The organism is Actinotalea lenta, from assembly GCF_030586465.1.
Lineage (GTDB): Bacteria > Actinomycetota > Actinomycetes > Actinomycetales > Cellulomonadaceae > Actinotalea > Actinotalea lenta.
Window position 1 is genome coordinate 1,602,732 of the sequence record NZ_JAUQYP010000001.1, and the last position, 20,554, is coordinate 1,623,285.

The 20,554-nt window shown below is 69.8% G+C and carries 20 protein-coding genes, 1 other RNA gene and 1 pseudogene; 5 read left to right on the plus strand and 17 right to left on the minus strand.

Features of this window, described 5'->3' with window-relative positions:
• Positions 1-41 precede the first annotated feature (41 nt).
• From pdhA to acpS, 3 genes are read right to left on the minus strand one after another with little or no spacing between them, the layout of a single operon-like run.
• Positions 42-1,034: a pyruvate dehydrogenase (acetyl-transferring) E1 component subunit alpha gene (gene pdhA, locus Q6348_RS07545; RefSeq protein WP_304600687.1), complete on the minus strand. Its 993-nt coding sequence runs from the start codon at positions 1,032-1,034 to the stop codon at positions 42-44.
• Positions 1,031-2,800, minus strand: a complete 1,770-nt coding sequence (gene acsA, locus Q6348_RS07550; protein WP_304600688.1) for an acetate--CoA ligase — start codon at positions 2,798-2,800, stop codon at positions 1,031-1,033. The genes pdhA and acsA overlap by 4 nt, the downstream gene beginning before the upstream one ends.
• A complete protein-coding gene (gene acpS / locus Q6348_RS07555; protein ID WP_304600689.1) occupies positions 2,797-3,231 on the minus strand; it encodes a holo-ACP synthase in 435 nt (144 codons plus the stop codon). Before acpS ends, acsA begins: the two co-directional genes overlap by 4 nt.
• A gap of 217 nt (positions 3,232-3,448) precedes the next feature.
• On the opposite strand from acpS, the gene Q6348_RS07560 reads away from it, so the two are divergent.
• Positions 3,449-4,078 (plus strand): nitroreductase/quinone reductase family protein, encoded by a 630-nt coding sequence (locus Q6348_RS07560; RefSeq protein WP_304600690.1) that lies wholly within the window; start codon positions 3,449-3,451, stop codon positions 4,076-4,078.
• A 44-nt stretch (positions 4,079-4,122) separates the two neighbouring features.
• Here the strand turns inward: Q6348_RS07560 and Q6348_RS07565 are convergent, their stop codons facing one another.
• Positions 4,123-4,422: a hypothetical protein gene (locus tag Q6348_RS07565; protein ID WP_304600691.1), complete on the minus strand. Its 300-nt coding sequence runs from the start codon at positions 4,420-4,422 to the stop codon at positions 4,123-4,125.
• Between the two features lie 157 nt (positions 4,423-4,579).
• Positions 4,580-5,311 carry a class I SAM-dependent methyltransferase gene (locus tag Q6348_RS07570; protein ID WP_304600692.1) on the minus strand — a complete coding sequence of 244 codons (732 nt, stop codon included), beginning with the start codon at positions 5,309-5,311 and terminating at the stop codon, positions 4,580-4,582.
• A gap of 330 nt (positions 5,312-5,641) precedes the next feature.
• Here Q6348_RS07570 and Q6348_RS15680 point away from each other — a divergent pair, with 330 nt between their 5' ends.
• Complete coding sequence (locus Q6348_RS15680) at positions 5,642-6,574, plus strand: nitroreductase/quinone reductase family protein (protein WP_350339649.1); 933 nt, start codon at positions 5,642-5,644, stop codon at positions 6,572-6,574.
• A 312-nt stretch (positions 6,575-6,886) separates the two neighbouring features.
• Here the strand turns inward: Q6348_RS15680 and Q6348_RS07585 are convergent, their stop codons facing one another.
• The 3 genes from Q6348_RS07585 to Q6348_RS07595 all read right to left on the minus strand — a co-directional run bounded on the left by Q6348_RS07585 (position 6,887) and on the right by Q6348_RS07595 (position 10,047).
• Entirely contained in the window at positions 6,887-7,798 is a 912-nt protein-coding gene (locus tag Q6348_RS07585) for a hypothetical protein (protein ID WP_304600693.1), read from the minus strand.
• Positions 7,795-8,961 (minus strand): AAA family ATPase, encoded by a 1,167-nt coding sequence (locus tag Q6348_RS07590; protein WP_304600694.1) that lies wholly within the window; start codon positions 8,959-8,961, stop codon positions 7,795-7,797. Before Q6348_RS07590 ends, Q6348_RS07585 begins: the two co-directional genes overlap by 4 nt.
• A 381-nt stretch (positions 8,962-9,342) precedes the next feature.
• Positions 9,343-10,047: a hypothetical protein gene (locus Q6348_RS07595; protein WP_304600695.1), complete on the minus strand. Its 705-nt coding sequence runs from the start codon at positions 10,045-10,047 to the stop codon at positions 9,343-9,345.
• Between the two features lie 729 nt (positions 10,048-10,776).
• Here Q6348_RS07595 and Q6348_RS07600 point away from each other — a divergent pair.
• Both Q6348_RS07600 and Q6348_RS07605 read left to right on the plus strand, forming a co-directional pair.
• Positions 10,777-11,178: a helix-turn-helix domain-containing protein gene (locus tag Q6348_RS07600; RefSeq protein ID WP_304600696.1), complete on the plus strand. Its 402-nt coding sequence runs from the start codon at positions 10,777-10,779 to the stop codon at positions 11,176-11,178.
• A gap of 144 nt (positions 11,179-11,322) precedes the next feature.
• A complete protein-coding gene (locus Q6348_RS07605; protein ID WP_304600697.1) occupies positions 11,323-12,078 on the plus strand; it encodes a thermonuclease family protein in 756 nt (251 codons plus the stop codon).
• Between the two features lie 94 nt (positions 12,079-12,172).
• Here Q6348_RS07605 and Q6348_RS07610 read toward each other — a convergent pair whose 3' ends face one another.
• The 4 genes and pseudogenes from Q6348_RS07610 to Q6348_RS15685 all read right to left on the minus strand — a co-directional run.
• Positions 12,173-12,544: a hypothetical protein gene (locus Q6348_RS07610; protein ID WP_304600698.1), complete on the minus strand. Its 372-nt coding sequence runs from the start codon at positions 12,542-12,544 to the stop codon at positions 12,173-12,175.
• Between the two features lie 74 nt (positions 12,545-12,618).
• Positions 12,619-13,377 (minus strand): nucleotidyl transferase AbiEii/AbiGii toxin family protein, encoded by a 759-nt coding sequence (locus Q6348_RS07615; protein ID WP_304600699.1) that lies wholly within the window; start codon positions 13,375-13,377, stop codon positions 12,619-12,621.
• The gene (locus Q6348_RS07620; protein ID WP_304600700.1) at positions 13,374-13,955 is read right to left on the minus strand and encodes a type IV toxin-antitoxin system AbiEi family antitoxin domain-containing protein; all 582 of its coding nucleotides are present in this window, start codon (positions 13,953-13,955) and stop codon (positions 13,374-13,376) included. Before Q6348_RS07620 ends, Q6348_RS07615 begins: the two co-directional genes overlap by 4 nt.
• 357 nt (positions 13,956-14,312) lie before the next feature.
• A pseudogene (locus Q6348_RS15685) lies at positions 14,313-14,618 on the minus strand (tyrosine-type recombinase/integrase); the annotation flags it as partial.
• Between Q6348_RS15685 and Q6348_RS15690 the strand changes: the two are divergent.
• On the plus strand, positions 14,517-14,945 hold the full coding sequence (locus Q6348_RS15690) for an excisionase family DNA-binding protein (protein ID WP_350339650.1): 429 nt from the start codon (positions 14,517-14,519) through the stop codon (positions 14,943-14,945). The pseudogene Q6348_RS15685 and the gene Q6348_RS15690 sit on opposite strands and share 102 nt — an antisense overlap.
• Here the strand turns inward: Q6348_RS15690 and Q6348_RS07625 are convergent.
• The 5 genes from Q6348_RS07625 to Q6348_RS07645 form a co-directional block, all read right to left on the minus strand.
• Entirely contained in the window at positions 14,899-16,722 is a 1,824-nt protein-coding gene (locus Q6348_RS07625) for a hypothetical protein (RefSeq protein WP_304600701.1), read from the minus strand. The two genes, Q6348_RS15690 and Q6348_RS07625, sit on opposite strands and share 47 nt — an antisense overlap.
• A gap of 246 nt (positions 16,723-16,968) precedes the next feature.
• On the minus strand, positions 16,969-17,934 hold the full coding sequence (locus Q6348_RS07630) for a DUF6602 domain-containing protein (RefSeq protein WP_304600702.1): 966 nt from the start codon (positions 17,932-17,934) through the stop codon (positions 16,969-16,971).
• A 38-nt stretch (positions 17,935-17,972) separates the two neighbouring features.
• Positions 17,973-19,187 carry a tyrosine-type recombinase/integrase gene (locus tag Q6348_RS07635; protein WP_304600703.1) on the minus strand — a complete coding sequence of 405 codons (1,215 nt, stop codon included), beginning with the start codon at positions 19,185-19,187 and terminating at the stop codon, positions 17,973-17,975.
• Positions 19,188-19,264: 77 nt separating this feature from the next.
• Positions 19,265-19,631: a transfer-messenger RNA gene (gene ssrA / locus Q6348_RS07640) on the minus strand.
• 236 nt (positions 19,632-19,867) lie between these two features.
• Positions 19,868-20,551: a TetR/AcrR family transcriptional regulator gene (locus tag Q6348_RS07645; RefSeq protein ID WP_304600704.1), complete on the minus strand. Its 684-nt coding sequence runs from the start codon at positions 20,549-20,551 to the stop codon at positions 19,868-19,870.
• Positions 20,552-20,554 lie beyond the last annotated feature (3 nt).

Genomic DNA, 20,554 nt, shown 5'->3' on the forward strand with positions numbered 1-20,554 from the left:
CGCGGCCGTCTTGTCCGCGGTTCGCTTCGACGTCGTCGCGGTCATCGCACGGCCCTCCGGTACACGTCGCGGGTGAGATCCTCGACCGGTTCCGGCGTGCCGGCCTCGGCGAACGCCACGGCGTCGTCGATCTCCGCGGCGACGTCGGTCTCGATGCGCTCCCGGTCGCCCGCCTCGAGCAGCGCGGCCTGTTCGGCCCGGCCCACGAACATCTCGATCGGGTCGCGCTCGCGCCAGCGCTCGACCTCCTCCTTGCTGCGGTACAGCTCGGGGTCGTACATCGAGTGCGCGCGGAACCGGTAGGTGCGCAGCTCGAGGAACACCGGGCCACCGCCCGAGCGCGCGATGTCGACCGCGCGGCGGGCCGCGGCCGCGCAGGCGACCACGTCCATGCCGTCCACCGCCCAGGACGTCACCTGGTAGGTCGCTGCCTTGAGCGCGAGGTCGGTCTGGGACTCCGAGCGCGCCAGCGCGGTGCCCATCGCGTAGAGGTTGTTCTCGCAGCAGAACACCACGGGTAGCGACCACAGCGCCGCGAGGTTCATCGCCTCGTGGAACTCGCCCTCGGCCACCGCTCCCTCGCCGAAGAAGCACGCCGTGACCGCGTCGCGCCCGCTCATCACGTCTGCCAGGCCGAGCCCGACGGCCAGCGGCAGGCCGCCGGCGACGATGGCGTTGCCGCCGTAGAAGCGGCGCTCCGCGTCGAACAGGTGCATCGAACCCCCGCGCCCGCGGGAGCAGCCCTCCACGACACCGAACATCTCGGCCATGATCGAGCGGGCGCTGACCCCGCGGGCCAGAGCGTGACCGTGCTCGCGGTAGGTGGCCACCACGGCGTCGGTGGGCCGCAGCGCGCCCATCGCTCCCGTCGCGACCGCCTCCTCGCCGATGTACAGGTGCAGGAACCCGCGGATCTTCTCGGCGCTGTACAGCTCGACGCAGCGCTCCTCGAAGCGCCGGATCCGCACCATCTGGGTGAGCAGGTGCAGGGCCTCCTCCCGGTCGAGGTCCAGGCCCAGGTCAAGGGCGGTCATGTCGGCTCCTCTCCCTCGAGGGTGGACAGGTCGCCGATCGGCAGGCCCAGCTCCCGGGCGCGCAGCAGGCGGCGCATGATCTTGCCGCTGCGGGTGTGCGGCAGCTCCTCGACGAAGGCCAGGTCGCGCGGGGCGACTGCGGCGCCCAGGCGCGTGCGGCCGAACCCGATCAGCTCGCGCCGCAGCGTGTCGTCGGGCAGCGCCCCGTGGGCCAGGACGACGAACGCCTTGACGACCTCCCCGGCCATCGGGTCGGGCAGCCCGATCACACCCGCCTCGGCGACCGCGGGGTGCTCGAGCAGCGCGGACTCGACCTCGAACGGGCCGATCAGGTGGCCCGAGGACTTGATCACGTCGTCCGCCCGGCCCAGGAACCACACGTAGCCGTCGGCGTCGCGCGTGACGAGGTCGCCCGTGCAGTACCAGCCGCCCTTGAAGCAGGCCGCGTAGCGCTCGGGCTGGCCCAGGTAGGTGCGGAACATCGACGGCCAGCCGGGCTTGAGGGCGAGCTCGCCCTCGACGCCGGGGCCGAGCGGCTCGACCTCGCCGTCGGTGACCAGCACTCCGGCCGGACCACGGCGCAGCACGGCGATCTCGACACCGGGCAGCGGGTGTCCCATCGACCCGGGCCGGATGTCGGACGCGACGGTGTTGGCGATCATGATCCCGCCGGTCTCGGTCTGCCACCACGTGTCGTGGATGGGCAGCCCGAGGGCCTCCAGGCCCCAGCTCACCGCTTCCGGGTTGAGCGGTTCGCCGACGCTGGCCACGAAGCGCAGCGCGTCGAGCCCCTCGATCCGCCCGCCGCTCGCGCGCATCAGGCGCCGGACCGCGGTGGGCGCGGTGTACCAGACCGTGACGTGCTCATCGCGCAGGATCGCGTACCAGCGGTCGGCGTCGAAGTCGGCCTCGTCGACGATGCTCGTCACCCCGCGCGAGAGCGGCGCGACGATGCCGTAGGACGTGCCGGTCACCCAGCCGGGGTCGGCGGTGCACCAGAACACGTCGTCGGGGTGCAGGTCGAGGGCGAACCGGGCCGTCGCCTCGTGCATGACCACCGCCTCGTGCACGTGCACGGCGCCCTTGGGGGTCCCGGTGGTGCCACTGGTGAAGTGCAGCAGAGCGGGGGTCTCGGGCTCGGTCGCAGCGACGGTGTAGTCGTCCGAGGCCGCCGCCATCAGTGCGGCCAGGCTGAGGGTCCCGGCCGGGGGCTCGGCGTCGGCAGGCACGTCGACCAGCAGCACGTGACGCAGGGCAGGCAGCCGGTCGCGCAGGCCCTCGACCTTGCGTGTGTAGGCCGACCTCGTGGTGACCAGGACCTTCCCCTCGCCGATCTCGATGCGCTGACGCACAGGTTCGGGACCGAACGCGGAGAACAGCGGGCTGGCCACGCAGCCGGCCTTGAGGGCTCCGAGCACCGCCACGTACAGCTCCGGGACCCGGCCGCTGAGCACGAACACCACGTCCCCGCGGGTCAGGCCCAGCGAGCCGAGGACGTTCGCGAACCGGTTGGTGCGTCGGCGCAGCTCGGCGTAGGTCAGGTCCTCGCGCTCGCCGTGGCGGCCGAGCCAGCGCAGCGCGACGTGCTCCGCGCGTGGGCCGGCGGCGTGCCGGTCGACCGCCTCGTGGGCGATGTTGAGCCCGCCGCCGGGCAGCCCGTCGACCCACGCGCGCGCCTCGTCCCAGGTGAACGGCGCGGGGTCGGGCGGCAGCAGCGGGGGGACCCGCCAGTCGGCCGGCGTCTTGTGGATCTGGGTGAGGGTCATCTCGGATCACCGTTCCCGGCCGCCACGACCACCGCGACGGCATGTGTCGGGTCGTGCGCAAGGCTCAGCTCCCAGCGGTCCAGGCCCCGCTCGAGGGCGATGGTCCGGGCCGCGCCGCGCAGGACGAGGTGCGGCGCGCCGCGGGTGGGTGCCGCCTCGACGTCGCGCCACGCGACCGGGCCGATGCCGGTGCCGAGCGCCTTGGCCGCCGCCTCCTTGGCCGCGAACCGCGCCGCGAGGCGCCGCACGTCGCCGCCGCAGCCCTCGCGCTCGGCGGGGGTGAACACCCGTTCGGTGAGGGCCGCTCCGCGCCGCGCGAGCACGCGCGCGAGGCGGCCCACGTCGACCACGTCGACGCCGACGGCGAGTGGCCGCACGTCGGCCCGCGAGCCGTCGCCCGGCGGCTCGAGAGGCCGGACACCTGCACTCATCGGGCCCTCCGCGAAGGAGCCGTACGTCCAGCCTCCCCTCGCCGGACGACGCTGTCCAAAGCCCTTGGTCCCTGTGGGACAGCCCTTGGTTGCTGGGCGACAGCCGTTGGTCGCTGTGCGACAGCCGTTGGTCGCTGTGGCGACGGACCGCGGGCGGGGCGCGTCCGGGGACCTTGTCCTCAGGCCCGGCGCGTGTCGCCAGGGGCACAGTGGAGTCGTGCTCGCGCAGCGCCGGGCGACTCTCGGTGAACGGTTGGACACGTGGACCGTCCTGCACCCGCACCTGCCCGGGCTGCGCCACGCGCTCGCGCTACCGACCCTGGCATGGCGGATGGGTGTCGGGCCGCTGGTGTCGCACGCCACGACCCGCGGGTCGCACCTGGTGATGCTCACGGTGACCGGCCGCACGAGCGGGACACCGCACCACATGCCGGTCGCCCTGCACGACCTTGGCGGCCGGCCCTACCTGTGGTGCCCGTACGGCAGCCGCGCCCAGTGGTACCGCAACCTGGTGGCGAACCCCGTGGTGACGGTCCAGTCGGACCGGGTGCGGACGATGCGCGCGGTGCCGGTCACGGACCCGGACGACCTGCGGAGCGTCGTCGCCGACCTGCGCGGGTTCGACGAGACCTTCTGGCGCAGCTACCTGGCCGCCGAGGGCATCGACGACGACCCGGAGAGTCTCGCCAGGAACGCCGACCGGCTGCACGTCCGGTTCCTCGAGCCGACCCTGGAGGTGGGCCCCGCGCCGCTCGCCGCCGACCTGGCGTGGGTCTGGGCCGTCAAGGGGGCTGCGACGCTGATCCTCCTCGTCGCGTGCCGCCGGTGGTGCCGATCGTCGGCGTGACCGTCGCGGCCTCGCCGGCGGACCGGCGAGACCGCGACGTGTCGTCAGCCGCACCAGGCGAACAGCTCGGGGTTGGTGTGGTGCAGCTTCACGACCTGACCGAGGGAGAGGTAGGAGCCGCTGGGCAGCTCGGCGAAGATCGGGCCGGCCGTGGGGTCGGCCAGCGTCGAGTAGTCGATCTTCTTCTGCGCCGCTGCCTGGAGCAGGCCCAGGTCCTTGAGCGTCCCGATGCCCGCCTGCGTGCAGGCTGCGCCGGAGTTGGCCGGGGCTGCGGTGGCCGGTGCGGCGCCGAGGCCGACGCCCAGGGCGACGGCGGCGCTGACGATCGCGATCCTCTTCAACATGGGACTCTCCTGATCTCGCGGGCCCGGCTCGATCCGGACCTCGCCCCTCCTACGGGGCGGGCGCGGCCGGCAGATGCAGCTGTCTCGAATGCTGGAACTGCCTGGCGTGCCGCAGCACAGCGCGGGCCGGTGCCGGCCCGTGCCGCCGCGGCCGGTCCTAGCGCTTCACGGCGGTGACGAGCCGCAGCTCGCTCATGTCGTTGCCGAGCTTCTTCCACATCCAGGTGAGGAACCTCGAGACCGGGTCGTTCCCCCACGCACGGGAGTACCGGACGGCGACGTCCTCGAGCCCGGTGTCTACGACCATGCGACGCACGTCGTCCTCCGACCACACCCACAGCGCATCCCACACCCGGTGCGTCCGGGTCCCGGGCGCCACGCGTTCTCCGATGTTCAGCGCGACCCGACCGCCGTGGCGCAGCACCCGGACCATCTCCCGCAGGACCTTCTCCGGGTCGGGGAAGGTCTCGAAGGACGACACGCAGCACACCGCCGTGAACGATCCGTCCGGCCAGGGCAGCGCGGCGGCGTCCCCCTTCACGACCTCCGCGGTGCCCGCGGCGATCCGGTCGCCCAGGGCGCGCCGGGCAAGCCGGACCTGGACGTCGGACAGGTCGATGCCGGCCACCCTCCGGGCCTGGGCGGCATGCGTGGCGAGCAGGGCACCTGACCCGCACGCGACGTCCAGCACCACGTCCTGCGGGCCGACCTCCAGCGCGTCCGCGATCGCCTGGTACGAGGTTCCGGCAGTCAGCGGGAAGACGGTGCGCGTGCTGACCCATCCGAGCGCCCCGCTGGGCACGCCGGCCCAGGCCCAGGCGGCACGCCTGACTGCTGCACCCATCGCGGCCCGAACCCTGGCGCCTGCGGTGACGGACGAGATGGTCATGACTCCTCCTCACGCCCCGGTGCCCGAGAGCGTGGGCCGTCGGCGGTCGCCACCTCGTCACCCGAGACGGATGTCGACGACCGACCCCACCCGGGCCCCACGTGTTCGGCCTAGCAGCCGCGGTGCTGGGCTCGCCAGGTGCGCAGGTCCCATCGACTCGCGCCGGGGCGGCGGGGGAGGGCGGTTCCCCGGCGGGTGACCTGGCCTGGCAGCTCGGTGCGCGCCGACTGGGCGTCCACGCGGGACGTTGGCCTCTCGCCTCGGCCCGGCGACCAGGGGAGGTTGGCAGAACGGGGGCCGAGCTCACCGTGGAGAGGGTGGGGGACGGACGTGCCGCAAGCGGTCGTGTGGCGCACCATGCGTCGGCTGAACCGACGGGTCGCGAGCCTGGTCGCCTCCGGGCGTGGCCCGCGGCGGACCGTGCTCCTGCTCGGCACGACCGGTCGCCGGACCGGCCTGCGGCGGGTCACCCCCCTCCAGTTCGAGCGCACGGGCGAGGGCTACGTGGTCGCGTCGGCCCGGGGTGAGCGCGCGGACTGGTTCCGCAACGCCGTCGCGGATCCGCACGTGACCCTGCAGGTGGGCGACCGGACCCTGACCGGGGTGGCCCGGCCGGTCCTGGACCGGGGCGAGATCGCGGACGTCCTCGAGCTACGTCGCCGTCGGCACCCCGTGATGATCCGACTGATCATGATGACCGAGGGCGTCGCGCCGTGGGCCCGACGCCCTCGGCTCGAGCGCTTCGCCGCGGGCAAGGCGGTCCTGGCGATCGGGGCGATCGAGGACGCGGAGCCCGCGACCGATGCGGGTTTCGTGACGCAGGCCGTCGACCTCGCGGTCCGGAGCGTCGCCTCGGGGGGTGGCCCGTTCGGGGCCGTCGTGGTGCGCGACGGCGTCGTGATCGGGACGGGGCACAACCGGGTCACGCTCGACGGGGACCCGACGGCCCACGCCGAGGTCGTCGCGATCCGCGACGCGTGCCGCCGCTCGGGCTCCTACTCGCTCGCCGGCGCCGAGCTGTTCAGCTCGTGCGAACCGTGCCCGCTCTGCCTGTCCGCGGCGTTGTGGGCCCGGGTGGGCCGGGTCGTGTTCGCCGCCGATCGCGACGACGCCGCCCGTGCGGGGTTCGACGACCGCGCGTTCTACGAGCTGCTCGCTCGGGACCGTTCGACCTGGCCGATGGCGGTGATCCAGCACCGGGTGCCCGGCGCTGAGGCCCCGATGGACGCCTGGCTGGCGCTCGAGAACCGCGCCCAGTACTGACGGCCGGTGGCCCCGTGTCGAATCCGCCGATCATCCTGACCGATGAGTTCACACAGGCCCTCGGCAACGCGATTGACGCCGTCTACAGGCGGATCCCGTCGGACGCAGCGGCATCCGACGGGGTCCAGGAGTGCAGATGGCGGGAATCGAACCAGTTGGGAGCCTTGTGGAGCTGTTGGTGGAGGCGCGTGACCTGCGGTGATGCGAGGGCATGTTGACGGGGATCGTGGGCAGATCGGTGGGGTTCGTTGACGGCGTCAACGCGTGCTAGTGATCTTGGAATAGTGACTCGCTCCCGCCTCCGCGCGCTGCTCATAGCCGCTCGAGTGGGTCCAGCCAATGCCGAAGCCAGGTCCCCTCGAAGCGGATGGTCCCGAGTGCCACCGAGGTCACCGAGTCCCGGAAACTCTTCGATGCGACCGGTCGCTTTGATGCGAAGAACTTCTGCGCCTCATGGGCCAGGAAGCCCGGCACCGCCTTACCTTTCACGAAGTAGCGACTCTCGCCGCGATCGACCGCGGCTCTGTAACGGCCCTGGATCTGCTTGTCGCGGCCACTTGAACGCTTTGACCGTGACCTCATCTCGGCCTCAAGCGACCGGAATGTGCTGGCGTCTGAACTCCCGTAGATCCCAGAATTCACCATGGACGGCGCGCTCGTCTTGATCGAGCAGCGGGCACCGCAGGCCTCGGTGCGGACACACAACTCGATCCAGCCCTCCCAGATGCGAGCAAGTTCGTGCACTGGGTCCTGGACGTGCCGAGAGAAGGCCTTCGCATCCTTGGAGTCCAGCGAAAGAGCTGTCGCGTAGGTCTTCCTGGGACGGCAACGTGCGAATATCTCAGCGTCAACGTCTGCATGTTTCGTGTACACAACGTGATCAGAAATCCTACGCTTGCCGAGGAGGTCGTCGAAGTCCTTGTCAAGCGCGAACGCAACGATGTGATCACCAGAGGGGCCAGATTGACGCAGCAAGCCCTTCCGGCGATAGAGGTCAAGGAGTTTCTCGAGGTGACGCTTTCCTCCAGCAGCGACGCCATTGATCGCAATTTGCTCGCCAAGCTGTATCGCATATCCATGCGCTTCCAAGACTGTACTTGCACCCAGCAGCTTGTCGTAGAACCGCACGTCGCGCTCGCGCCCCTCGACTAGCAAGAAGAGCCGATTCTGACTCATGCGAACGCGAGCGGCGAACGCCAAAGCGTCTCTGGCGATCTTCGTCATAGCTGGTGGACAAAACGGTCTGGGACGTTCGCCATCACCTCGGGGCTGTGCGTTGCGAGTATGAGTTGGCAGTCTGGATTGAGGAGCCGCATCGATCGAACGAGGCGCAGTTGCCAGTCGACGTGCATCGACAGTTCCGGCTCGTCGATGATGACGCTACTCTCCTCCCCAGCTAGCGCGCTTAGCAGGATTTGCAGGAGTTGCTTCTCGCCCGAGGAGAGTGACATCAGCGAGATCTCCTCGTCGCCGATCGTCACATGGATCCCTCGCGGATCGAGTTCGAGGTTCTTCCGCCCGCCAAAGAGGTCCTCGAGGAGTTCCTGAAAGTTGCGCTGCGGCTCAAGAACCGCGAGGACCTGATCCGTGACGACGCCGATCCGTTCGACTACCGCCTGGAGTTCCGGAGAGTTCGAGTAGCGCTCGGCGAAGGACGATCGATTGAATCGAACGCCGATGTTCTGGCTCCTGAGGTAGTCGCGCACGAGGGCGTAGGCGCTGTCGGCCGGAGTATTCGGAGCACGCCGACTCCTCTTGGAATTAGAGACGCCACCGAAGAGAAGGGAGAGAATCTCGCCGAGGCCCTGCTCTTGGATTCGGCGGACGTTCGCTAGAGCGGAATTGTTGTAATTTCTCCACCTCTCGGTTATCTGCTGAACGAACATGCGATCGAACGTTTCTTCGTCGATCGTGTCGCTCGCCGTATAGCGCCTTTCACGCGGGTCGAAAGCGGCAATTCGGGAAATCGGGAGGTAGATGTGGCGGAGTCGCCTGACTACTTCGGCCGGGATCTCTGGCGTGGTTGCTGTCTGCCAGCGCGGCCAGCGTCGGCCCGCATCGAGTTCCTGTTCGACTATTGCCCGTTCTTGCCAGGTCAGATTGGCGAGCGAGTCGGGTTCCAGCTCGGACGGGGTCGAGTCCCACGAGATTGTTCGAGTAATCGGACCGTACATCTCGGTTGTTATCTCAACGGTCGCCGAACGGTACGGCACCCGGCGAATGGAACTCGCGTCGTTGGTCAGTGCCGAATCAAGAATGCGAAGCAGCGAGGTCTTCCCAGATCCATTGAAGCCCCAGAAGATGTTCACGCCGCGATCGAGCCGCATCTCGATGGGTTCGGCTCGGCCTGCAAGACCTTCCACTCTGAAGGTCGTGATGTGCGCCATCAAGTCTCCCCTGTCGTCTGCGGCCGGAGCCGCCCGTGCCAGGCTAGCGAGTGATGGATGGCGATGACCCCGTGGCTCGCGCCAGTCCCCTGACTGGCGGTGGCGAACGGCTCGACAAGCGCCGGGGGACCGATGCCATCTTGTGTGGTCCTCTTCGGCGTCGGCTGTGTTGGCTGTCACCACAGCCCGCAACGCGGGGAGAAGCTGGCAGCACAGAAGCCTGGCGGAGCCCAGCCGGAACGGCCTGGCTAGGTGGCGTTGGCGGAGACCGGTCCACGCGCTTGGTGATCCGGCCCCGCTCCGGGGAGGTCGCACGTCGGACGTTCCGATCGGCGCGGTGCCAGAGGTGTCTGCCACCTCTTTGACAACCGCCGTTGTCGGTCAGGCGAGCGAGAGCAGCATCTGCTCTAGCCATGCACTGAAGCGCTGCGGGCCGGAGATGAGCTCGCTCGAGACCAGGGCGTAGTCGTCCTCCTGGACCAGGATCTCGGGGCCGTCCGTGCCGATGAGGTCGATGTCGACGTTGAACGGGGCGACGTGGCGGCCGAGGTCCTGCTCGATGCGCCTCACCGTCTCGTTCACGATGCCCGGGCCGGGATTGGGATCGATGAGGTCGACGAGCTCGCCCTTGAAGCCGGGGACGGAGAGTTGCCCCGTGGAGCGCGGTCGGTCGGGCCCGCGATTCCACCAGCGACGGAAGGGATGGAACGCCACCTGCGCGGCGCGCTGCAGCTCGGGGCGCTTGGCCAACGACGGGAAGTCGGGCGCGTCGACGATCGCGTGGCGTTGCAGGGCGGCGCGCGCGAAGTCGTCTGGCGGGGATCCCGGCTGCGGCTGGAGGCTTCGGGCGGCGCGATCGGCGGCGAGGACCTCCTGCCACCACGATGCCCAGTCGGCGAGGTCCGGAGTCGGCGCGTCGGGTTCGGTGCTCAGGTCGGGCACCCGCGGTAGGCACCCCGGCATTGCGGGGGTCGGCGCGTCGGTGTGCTCGGCGAGGCGGTAGGCGTCGCGGACGAACACGGCCAGGTGCAGGTGCTGCGGCAGGTCGAGCGAGGCACGCCACGACGGTCGGCCGGCGAACTTCACCGGACCAGGCTGGACCTGCCGGGCACCCGGTGCAAGAAGCGTCTTCGGTGGGCGGCAACCGGCGTTGTCGGTGCCCGGGGAAATCATGGCGTCCTGGCATCGGGAGGCTCGGGATGGGCAAGGGGCGCCGGCTGCGGACGGAGCGGGTTGTCGAGCGGTCTGTGGCCGCCAGGCGCGTGGCAGAGTCGGTCGCGTGGTCGGACATCGAGGCGGCGCTCCCGCCCGGCTCGGGGCCGTTTCCGGCGCCCAGAGCGTTGCCTCGCGCCGAGGCACTCGCCCGGCGCACCCCGAGAGCGCCGTCCGCAACCGCGGTCTCCGCGAGGCGTGGGTCTCGGGGTCGCGATTGCGCGGAGCTGACCCGGCTCGCGGGCGAGCGTGACGAGCTACGTGGCCGACTGGCTGAGGCTGAGGCGGCGATCGTGGATCAGGTGCGTCGTGAGCGGCGCGCGGGTGCGAGCTGGGGTGACGTCGGCCGGGCTCTGGGCATGACCCGACAGGGCGCACGTCAGCGGTTCGGGCCGGAGTAGTCCACAGGGCTCGTCGAAGCCGCTCGTTCACAGGTGCACGGCCGCCAGCGCCCGGGGTTGGCCGCCGTCGCGCACCCATACCTCGTGAGAGCAACGCATCGTGCCGGAGCCGCGACCGATCGCCACGGATCACGGCGCCGGGCCCATCTCGGTCGTCCTCTCGCACACGTACATGCATGGGGCGCAACGAAGGGAGCCGGTGATGAGCGCGGAGGCGACGGGTCGCGGGACGCTGACGATGACGCCGAAGGAGGTCGCCGAGCGGCTGGGGATCTCCGAGTGGTGGGTGCGCGAGCAGATCCGACGCGGGCGGGTGCCGCACCTGCGGTTCGGCCGCCATCGGATCGCGCTTCTTCCGGAGCACGTGGACGCGATCATCGAGCTGGTGACCGTCGAGCCAGCGGTGTGGCAGGCCGACGGCGGGGCCAGTGGGGGAGCGTCAGGCTCCGTCCGGGGTGCGTCAGGCTCGGATGAGCGTGCGTCAGGCAAGTCGCGAACTGCGTCAGGCTCCGCGTCAGGCGACCTGACGGCGCTGCGCCCGACAGAGCGCTCGGCGCAGGCGCACCGGCGCCGGCCGCACGTCCAGGGCGATCGGCTGATCTGACGCGCCAGCGAGAGTCTCGTTGCGCCGATGGGGTGATCCGCTCGCGCGTTGGCCCTCGATGACCGCGCCAGCGCTAGCGTCGAGGCACCTGCGCCAATGGGGGTCGCGATGGGCAGACGCCAAGCGTGGTGGCACCTCGTGATCGTGCCTGTGGTTCTGGTCGCGCTCGCCGGTTGCGAGGAGTTCGACTCCGGGACCGGGAGCGCGGGCCGCGTCGGGGCGCCCAAGTCGACCACAGCGACACGCGAGGCGACGCCCGAGCCTTCGGTCGAAACTCCTAGCGCCTCGTCAACGCCATCGCCTTCGGCCGATCCACTGACCTCGACCGGGACCGTCACCGAGGTCGTCGACGGTGACACGATCAAGGTCGACGGGCAGTCGGTGCGCCTGATCGGCATGGACTCGCCCGAGGCCGGGCAGTGCGGCTACGACGAGGCGACCGCGGCGATGGCGGACATTGTCACCGGCCGCGTGGTGACCTTGATCGCGGTGGCGGGTCGGGACGACGTCGACCAGTACGGCCGCCTGCTGCGCTTCGTCGAGGTCGATGGCACCGACGTCGGATTGCGTGAGATCGAACTCGGCCTGGCCGTCGCTCGCTACGACGGTCGCGACGGCTACGGCACGCACCCGCGTCAGGACGCCTACATCGCCGCCGACGCCGCCGCGGCGGACGTCACCTGCGCGGCGCCCGAGCCGACCGCTCCGGCCGAGCCCGCTCCGCTCGTCGGGCCCGCGGCGGACGCCACCTGCGACCCGTCCTACCCGACGGTCTGCATCCCACCGGCGCCCCCGGACCTCGACTGCGGCGACATCACCTTCAGGCGGTTCACGGTGCTCCCACCGGACCCACACCACTTCGACGGTAACCACGACGGGGTCGGCTGCGAGAGCGACTGACAGGCGGCACAACGGCGAGCCGAGCGCTTGTCAGATGAAGCAGGGGCTCCTCTGGCTCTTGGCCTTCGGGATGCGCGCCCCGGGGCGCAGCTCGTCAGGTCGCGGGCTCGTCCGGGTGGCGACTCGAGACGGCCCTGTCGGCGCGAGCGAGGATCTCGGCTGCGATCTCCTCGGCCCGTGCCTCGGTCAGCCGCTCACCTCGGAAGGTGACGTTCGCCCGGTCGAGGTCGGTCTCCACGACGGGTGCCTGTGCCTCGATCCATTCGCGCAGCAGCGCCGTCACGCTGAGGCCGCGTGACCGGGCCAGGTTGCGAGCCGTGTCGAGCGTGTTCGCGGGGAGCTGGATCGTGATTCCGACCAGCGGCTCGTCGACCACCGACTCGTCCAGCTCGGCGTGCTCGATGGCGGCAGAGGTGTCCTTGGTGTCGTAGTGGGCGCGGAGGCTGTCGATCTCCTCAGGGGCCATGCTTCACGGTCCCGCGCCGACCGGGGGCGGCGCAATGCCGAATCCGGTGGTGCCCTCTGGATCGGGCGGAGCCCCTAGTCGGAGGTGGCCCGCCACGCTTCCCGCACGGTCTCCAGCGCCTCGGCGGCCGTCACGCGGAGCCGCGTCTGATGGCCGAGCGCGCGGCGCCAGGTTGCCTCATCGGGTGAGGTGTCGAACATCCACGCGGCGGGCGGGCGTCCCGTCGGCCCTTTGCGGACGAACACGTCGACCGCCCCTTCGTCGATGAGTCCTCGCTCGCCGAGCGCCCAGAGGTCGTACAGGTCGCGCGGGGCGTGGCGCTCGATCCAGGTCGCGAGCTTGGCAGCCGCGAACCCCGGTGCGGTGAGCGTGCGGAGCCGGGCGGGTGGTGCGTCGGAGTAGCGCTGCTCGATCTGCGCGATCTCCGTCGGCCAGAGGAAGCCCTCGCCGGTCACGAGCTGGAGCTGGACGCCGAGTGTGTCATCCGCGATCAGGGTCGCCGGCTGTGAGCCGCTGGTGGCGGTGAGCGCCGGGCGCCAGGTGGGACGGCCGTGGCTGCGCGCGAGGCCACGGCGCACCGAGGCCTCGATGGCGGCCGCGACCTGGCCGCGTGGTGCGAGGGCGACCAGGTCGATGTCCTCGCTCAGTCGTGCGTCGGCCAGGTGCGTGCGGGAAAGTGCGGTGCCGCCGATGAATACCAGGTCGTCGGTGGCGACGCCCTCGGAGATCGCTGCAAGGACGTGAGAGATGAGGTGGTCGCGGCGAACCTGCTCGAGGTCGGCGCCGAAGCGTTCGGCGACGCCCTCCCACTCCTCGCGCCGCGGGACGCTCATCGGCCGGCCACCACGCGGTCGAGGGTGGCGCGCATGCGCTGTCGACCGGCGATCTCCTCGAGCATGACGCGGTGGCACTCGGGCCAGAGGGCGGTGATCGCTTCCTGAGCGTCGATGTCGTCGCCGCGCGGGTCGCTGCGGGCGAGGTCGAGCACCGTCTGCTCGGGTGTCGTGGCGAGGGCCGAGCCGAGGTCGGTCTGAACGAGGACGGCGTCCAGCCCGGCGACGTCGCGCATGACGAAGCGAACCTCGCCGTCGCGATCGGCGAACCGGAGCGGCCGCCGCTGCGTGGGGACGGCGACGTAGCCGGTGCCGATCGCGCGCGGGAGGGCGCGGTGGACGCGCGCGGCGGTCAGGCCGGTCAGGATGGGGACGCGGTCTCCGTACAGGGCTGTCGCGATGGCCGCGGTTGCTGCCTCGAGGCTCGGCCGCCAAGCGGCGCCCACGTTCTCTCGAGGCACGGCGCAGTAGATCCCTTGAGCCAGACGGTGCACGACGCCGCGGCGTTCGAGGATCGACAGCTCGGGACCAGGGTGTGCGTACACGCTGGCGAGGTCCGCAGCTCGAACGGTTCGCATGGGGGCACGTTCGATCACCCGGAGGGCATCCCGCTCGACGTTCATTGTGCAGACTTTAGTCGTGCTGACTAAGAAGTGCATAGTAAATTGGACGGAGGACCGTCTCAAGCCCGGCGCGGTCGTCGAGCGTTGGTGTGAGACCCGGGTGCATGCGTCCGCGGAGCTGCTGTCTGCCGACGTCGTCGTGGCGCTGCGGTCTCTCATGCTTCTGGCCAAAGCTCTCGAGCGCCGGGACCTTGGCAATCGCGCTCGTGAGGCTATCCGCCGGTTGTGGCCGTAGGCACTGGGACGAGTCCACCCACCGCCCGCCCCGCCGTATCCGCTGGCGCCCCCGCTGCTCGTCGGGAGCAGATGCGCGTACGTCTCAGTTGTCGTGGTGATCGACTCGTGCCCGAGCCTGCGTTGCAGCACGAACAGGTCCGTCCCCGCCGCGACCATCCGGCACGCATGCGTGTGTCTGAGGTCGTACACCCGCGGCCGCTTCGCACACGTACATGCATGGGGCGCAACGAAAGGGAGCCGGTGATGAGCGCGGAGGCGACGGGTCGCGGGACGCTGACGATGACGCCCAAGGAGGTCGCCGAGCGGCTGGGGATCCCCGAGTGGTGGGTTCGCGAGCAGATCCGGCGAGGGCGGGTGCCGCACCTGCGATTCGGGCGCCATCGAATCGCGCTGTTGTCCGAGCACGTGGACGCGATTCATCGAGCTGGTGACCGTGGAGCCCGCGGGGTGCCAGGCCGACGGCGGGGCCGGTGGAGGAGCGTCAGGCTCGAGCGAGCCTGCGCCAGGCGAACCGAGTGCTGCGTCAGGCTCCGCGTCAGGCGACCTGACGGCACTGCGCCCGACCGAGCGGTCCGCGCGGGCGCATCGGCGTCAGCCGCACGTGCAGGCCGACGGGCTCTCCTGGTCACCTCGCGGGGGCGGTGGAGCGCGAAGCAGTCTTTCAGTCTCGCGCTCCCCACACGTGAAACTCCGCTCCGACCCCGGTGATCGATCCTCTTGCTGCGTTGAGGAGTGTGTCGAGGAGTCGGACTGGCATTGCAGAACTCATCCACGCTGCCTCGTGGGCGCGCATAGTCACGTGCGGCTGAACGACAATGATCCGCTTTGGGGCGTGGGCGCTGCGCGCCCCAAGGAACTCAAGCATCTCGGAGCGTCCCGGGACTCTCGCACCGTCGAGCCAGCAGGCGGGTTGTGCAATTCGTGGCCGATTGAGAGCCTCGATAAGCTTGTCCGGGTCTAGGTACGCGATGTTCTTGACCGCCTGGCCGACAACGACCTCAAATCGCTGGACCGCGATGCCTCGCCCAGATCGGTCTGATGATGCCGCCTTGACGTGGATCAGACTCAATGTCTCATCGTTAGCAAGATGAACAAAGTCCGCTACCTCTCCAGGGCCGTCGTCACAGGTGAGGTAGCCGGAATCAAGCGCGCGTACCACCCAAGTGAAGAGTGAGGTTTCGCCCGGCGATCCGGTCAGCGAATGCACATCGTCTGGCTGCCCGGAGCCCGGCTTCTCCCGTGTGATGTTGAAGCCGTCGAATTCCATCCACTCCCACGCCGGGAACCGCGACTCGGCCAACGAGCTGGACCACACGGCATCGCTTGTGAGCGCGTGGCCCGATTCGTAGTAGACAGTCAGCAACTCCGTGTACTCGAGCGCATCCAGTACTGGCCGAACGATGGTGATGTCGGGTGGCTCGCCTTCGAAACCGAAGGCAAGGTGAACCTTGGCGTCGCGAATACTCACGGAGCACCTGAGCGTGCCCCCGACGCGTCCGTGCAGTCCGACATCGACGAGGAAGTCCGGAGTGGCCGGGCCGAGGGGCCTGACATGGAGCTCAGCATCGTCGAGTACGGATGCAGCTGCGCGCGCACCACTGCTTGCGCCAGTGCCGCCGACGACATCGTCCGCCGGGGAAGCGACGAGTGCATATGCGCGCTCGATGCCTGAGAGGTCCGACAACCGAGTCGCGAGCCAAGGAAGCGGGGATGTGGTCGGACCTCGGGCGACCGCGTCCGCTACTAGTCTCAGGATGCTCCTGGCGAGCGACAGGAACTCGTGAAAATCGGCACTCTGCTTCACCCAGACGGTCGACTTCATCGGGCTACAGCCGACCGGGCTGCGGTCGTCCGGTTGCTCTGAGTCGAGTGCTAGCTCGGCTCTCCCGGCGCCTAGGGCGAAGGACGAATCCGTGAGCGGGTTTAGGGCGTCTTGGAGCCCGGGGCCGCTGAGGTACTTGGTGTCTGCCATGGTTCGGCGACGCGGGTGAACGCCGCGAAGCCACAAGTTCTTGACTTCTCCACGGAAGACCTCGCCCTCAAGGATGCTTGGATGTATGCGTCTGAACATCGGACGAGGTTCACGGTCGAGCCAGCGCTGGAGTGCGTCAGCGAGGAAACCGTCGGCATGGATGGCAACAAACCGCTCTTGCGACAACCAAACTGCGAGCCCGTGGTTGGTGTCGGTGAGGTCACTGTCTCTCGCCCAGCTCGGCCCAGATCTCTCGACGAAGATGATCGCGTCAGCTTCGGTTTCTGGAGGATCCGCACCGGCTGGCGCATTGCCAGGCGCCTCGCTATCCGTCTTCGTGGTCGCGATGATCGCTCGCTCCGCCCTCCCGCCGGAGTTGACGAAGGTCTCGATCCGACCGCGCAGGCGTCCGATCTCCGCGCGCGGCTCGTCGGCGGTGCACTCGAGAAGAATGAACGTGACATATGGGCGCAGGGCGCCCAGGGGAAGGGCAATGCCCGTCCCGGACAGCACGCGATTCGCACTCACTGATGCCCCCGCCTGCGGCTCCCTCGCCAGACCAAAATACTCATGGGCGTCCGTTGGACGCGTCGGCTCGCCGGGTGAAGCTTGGTGCCTGCGTGCACGCGGCGGGCTGGAGCTTTGTGGGCCCAGGCGGATCGCGTGGAGCTGGCGCGCCGTGTGAGGACGGCAGGGGTGAGCGCCCCGCAGTGGACTCGCGGGCCGGACCTGCGAGGCGAAGTCGTCTGCAGGCGAGGGCTAGAACGCCATCGCCCACTCACGGTCGCCTCGGCCGTTCACGAACTTGCGAGGCAGATCCGTGAGCGTGCTCTCGTGGAAGACGTCCTTCGGCGCCCACTGCCGCGACGGGCCCGAACCGGGTCCCGTCTTGCCGGCCGCGATCAGTCCGCTACTGAATGGTTCAGCGAACTCGTCCTCAATGGCGAGATGCTGGTACAAGGCCCCAAGGAACACGACGATCGGATCGAGTTCATTCTTGGGCGGCCACCCGTCCGGTGCTTCCGGCGAGTGGCGCGTCGCATGTTCAACGAAGGTTGTTGAGACGTACCACTCGCGGGCGAAGGTTCTTGACGCAGCGTCGAACACCGGGTGGTAGGCGCCAGTCAACTTCGACCACACGCCGAGATCCGCGACGGCGACGAGATCCAGGGACTCGCGCGGGTGGGACGACGACAACTGGTCAGCCTCTGCGAGCGTCCGCGTCACCGCTGCGTGCGGCTTGTTCCCGAATCGATGTGAGTGAGCGAGGACGCCGAACCTGAACGGCAGCGTCAGCTCGCGGCGCGGCGTGCCAAGTCGCTGCGCTGTGTGACGGCGGATTCGGGCGGCCTCACCCACTGCGTCTCTGAGGCCCGCCGCGTCGAGGGTCAACTTCACGGAGAACGCTGCGAGGACTCCGCTAGCCAAGACTTCCTCCCGCCCGCGAAGAGTCGTCGGATAGCCGGGACGGAACACGATCAGATCGGTCTCCCGGTAGTCATACGTCTCGGTATCCACCTCGGGCAGGATGTACTTTCGCGTTCCGATCTCGTACTGCGGAGGCAGCCACTCCTCGAGCGTCGACTTCCAGGCCGTCTCCGCCGAGTGCCCGACCTGCTGGACGCGGGCGGGGTCAGTTGCCTTGGCGTGGTTCTCGTCGTAGTTGGCCGCGATCAAGTGCGTCGTGGCGGCTATCCACTCTGCCAACCGATCATCTTCAGCCATCTCTTCGCCCTTCTTGCCGTGGCCGGATTGACCGCCCGTTACCTGGCCGACAGCGTCCGCGAAACACCGCCGCCGGTGACGTTGGGCTGGGTCGCAAGCCCGCCCAGGGCTCGCCCCGCCGCCTCCGCCGCCGCCCGCTGCTGATCCGGCAGCAGGTGCGCGTACGTCTCCGTCGTTGTGGTGATCGACTCGTGCCCCAGCCTCCGCTGGAGCACGAACAGATCCGTCCCCGCAGCGATCATCCACGACGCATGCGTGTGCCTCAGATCGTGCACCCGCGGCCGCTTCGTCAGCCTCGGTGCGTCTGCGTCAGGCTTCCCGTCAGGCTGACGCGGGTCGCACGCCGCATCCAGCGCAGGCGTCCACGTCGTCGTCCAGAACCTCGAGGACGACAGCTGCGACCCGACGGTGTTGGTGAACAGCAGATCGTCCGGCGCCTTGCCGGCGACCAGCGGCAGCAGCACGTCGACCAGATCATCCGGCAACGACACCGTCCGTCGCGCCCGCTTCGTCTTGGGCGGCCCGACGTACCACCGCCGGTCGGCGTCGCGCTTCCACGCCTTCGTCACGCGGATCGTCGCCGGCCGCGCCGTCAGGTCCACGTCCCCGGCCGTCAGCGCCGTGGCCTCGCCCCAGCGCAGCCCGGTCGCCACCAGCGTCAGCACCAGCGGCTGGTACAACGCCGGGATCTTCGCCAGCAGCAGCGCGAACTCGTCGCGCGTCAGCACGGTCATCTCGTCGCGGGTCGACACCGACTTGGGCAGCTCGACGCCGACGCAGGGGTTGTCGGTCCGGTACCCGAGCTTCATCGCGGTCGACATCGACGCCGACAGCAGTCCGTGCACGTTCGCGATCGTCTTGGGGGACAGGCCCTTGTCGCCCATCGCGCGCACCCACCCGGCCACGTGCCGGTAGGTCAGCGCCGCGACAGGGTAGGGCCCCAGCACCGGCGCGATGTGCCGCGTGAGCTGCCCGCGGTAGTGCGAGCGCGTGTCCGGCCCGACGCCGGTCAGCAGGTCGATGTGCTCGGCGATCGCGGACTCGACCGTCGGCCCGGGCGTGCGCACGGCCTCGGCGATCCGCGCGGCCTCCGCGGCGTGCCCGCCGGCGGCCTCGATGAGCTCCTTCGCGACCCGAGCCTCGCGCTCGTCGTCGTAGGTCAGCGACGTCTGGCGGCCCGTCTCCGGGTCGCGCCACAGCACGGCGAACGACCGGGTCCCGTCGGCCCGTCGACGCTCGCGGATGGACGCCACAAACAGAGAAGGTAGCCCTCCGTGTCAACGGATGACTACCTTCCTGTCAACTTGTCCTGCGTTTCCGCAGGTCACATGGGTGGAGGTGGCGGGAATCGAACCCGCGTCCGACGGCAGTGAACCAGGCCTTCTCCGGGTGCAGTCTGCTGTGCTTTTCTCGGCCCCAGCGATCACGCAGACAAGTCGCTGACGGGCCCAGTCACGTGAGAGTCCCCGCAGCCCCCATGACCAGGACTACGAGCATTGGCTCCCTAGATGACGCCAGGATCTGAGGCGGAAGCGACCTCAGGCTGACGGACTACGCAGCTCGCTCAGGCGGCGAGGGCGAAGTCGGTGCGGTTGGAATTGGCACCTATTGGTTTGCACGGAGCGTTGACGAGATGACCGTGCATCCTCGACCCGCTTCTCCTGGAACGACGACCATCGTCGAAACCGATCACCCCCTGTGCAGTTGTCAACACTCGAGCGCCACGGCCTGTGGTCGGGCGATCGAGCACGTCGATCGTAGTAGAGAACGACGAGACGGTCTCCTGGATTCCCGTCCAGGCGCGGTGCACCACACGGTGGCCCCGTCACGGTGCGTGTCGCGCTCGGCGACGGACACGCGGGCGGGCATGAGTTCCTTGATCACCACCCTTCGTGGGCAGGGATTCCTTGATCACTGGGGGTGGGGCCGGGGGTTAGGGGGTTGTGAGGCGGTGGGTGGCGCCTGCCGTGGTGGGGTCGGCCACCTCGACCAGGGGGGCGATCGTGGTCAGGGCCAGGTGGGCGACCGCGCGGTCGAGCTCGGCTTGCGTGGGCTCGCGATCCGGGCCGGCGCCGGTGGCCTCGCGCACGGCCCTGGCGAAGTCGTCGGCGAGCAGCGCGCCAAGCGAGCTCGAGCGGTTCATCGCCGCGAGGATCTCCAGGTTCAGCAGCGCCTGCTCGGCGGTCACCGGCGCGTCGCCCGGGCGCGGGGCCACGCGGTGCTCCGCGAGCTCCCGCTCGGCCAGCGCCCGGAAGAGGTCCTCCTTGGACCCGAAGTTCGAGTAGACGGCGCCCTTGGTGTAGCCCGCGGCGCCCGCGACGTCGCCGACCGATGCGCCCTCGTACCCCCGCGACGCGATGACCCGGGCCGCGGCGTCCAGGAGCTCGGTCCTGGTCTCCTCGGCGCGCTCGCGGCGCCGGTCGCCCGCGCGGGCGTGCCCGCTGATGCTCTCCGACGCCTGGTCCAGGCCGCGCGACGCCTCACGCAGGCCCTGGCTCACCGCCCGGCCCACGTCGTCACTCACCGCGCCCATCTGCTGGCCGAGCAGCTTGGTCAGCGCCGCGGTCGCATCCGCGAGCGCTCGAGCCGCTGAGGCCACACTCTCGTCATCTGCCATACC

Coding starts and splice junctions, on each gene's coding strand:
- Q6348_RS07565 (WP_304600691.1), bottom strand. CDS start 4,422: ATGTTGAAGAGGATCGCGATCGTCAGCGCCGCCGTCGCCCTGGGCGTC.
- acpS (WP_304600689.1), bottom strand. CDS start 3,231: ATGAGTGCAGGTGTCCGGCCTCTCGAGCCGCCGGGCGACGGCTCGCGG.
- Q6348_RS07620 (WP_304600700.1), bottom strand. CDS start 13,955: ATGCGAACCGTTCGAGCTGCGGACCTCGCCAGCGTGTACGCACACCCT.
- Q6348_RS07615 (WP_304600699.1), bottom strand. CDS start 13,377: ATGAGCGTCCCGCGGCGCGAGGAGTGGGAGGGCGTCGCCGAACGCTTC.
- Q6348_RS07590 (WP_304600694.1), bottom strand. CDS start 8,961: ATGGCGCACATCACGACCTTCAGAGTGGAAGGTCTTGCAGGCCGAGCC.
- Q6348_RS07585 (WP_304600693.1), bottom strand. CDS start 7,798: ATGACGAAGATCGCCAGAGACGCTTTGGCGTTCGCCGCTCGCGTTCGC.
- Q6348_RS07645 (WP_304600704.1), bottom strand. CDS start 20,551: ATGGCAGATGACGAGAGTGTGGCCTCAGCGGCTCGAGCGCTCGCGGAT.
- pdhA (WP_304600687.1), bottom strand. CDS start 1,034: ATGACCGCCCTTGACCTGGGCCTGGACCTCGACCGGGAGGAGGCCCTG.
- acsA (WP_304600688.1), bottom strand. CDS start 2,800: ATGACCCTCACCCAGATCCACAAGACGCCGGCCGACTGGCGGGTCCCC.
- Q6348_RS07630 (WP_304600702.1), bottom strand. CDS start 17,934: ATGGCTGAAGATGATCGGTTGGCAGAGTGGATAGCCGCCACGACGCAC.
- Q6348_RS15690 (WP_350339650.1), top strand. CDS start 14,517: ATGACGCCCAAGGAGGTCGCCGAGCGGCTGGGGATCCCCGAGTGGTGG.
- Q6348_RS07610 (WP_304600698.1), bottom strand. CDS start 12,544: ATGGCCCCTGAGGAGATCGACAGCCTCCGCGCCCACTACGACACCAAG.
- Q6348_RS07600 (WP_304600696.1), top strand. CDS start 10,777: ATGAGCGCGGAGGCGACGGGTCGCGGGACGCTGACGATGACGCCGAAG.
- Q6348_RS07570 (WP_304600692.1), bottom strand. CDS start 5,311: ATGACCATCTCGTCCGTCACCGCAGGCGCCAGGGTTCGGGCCGCGATG.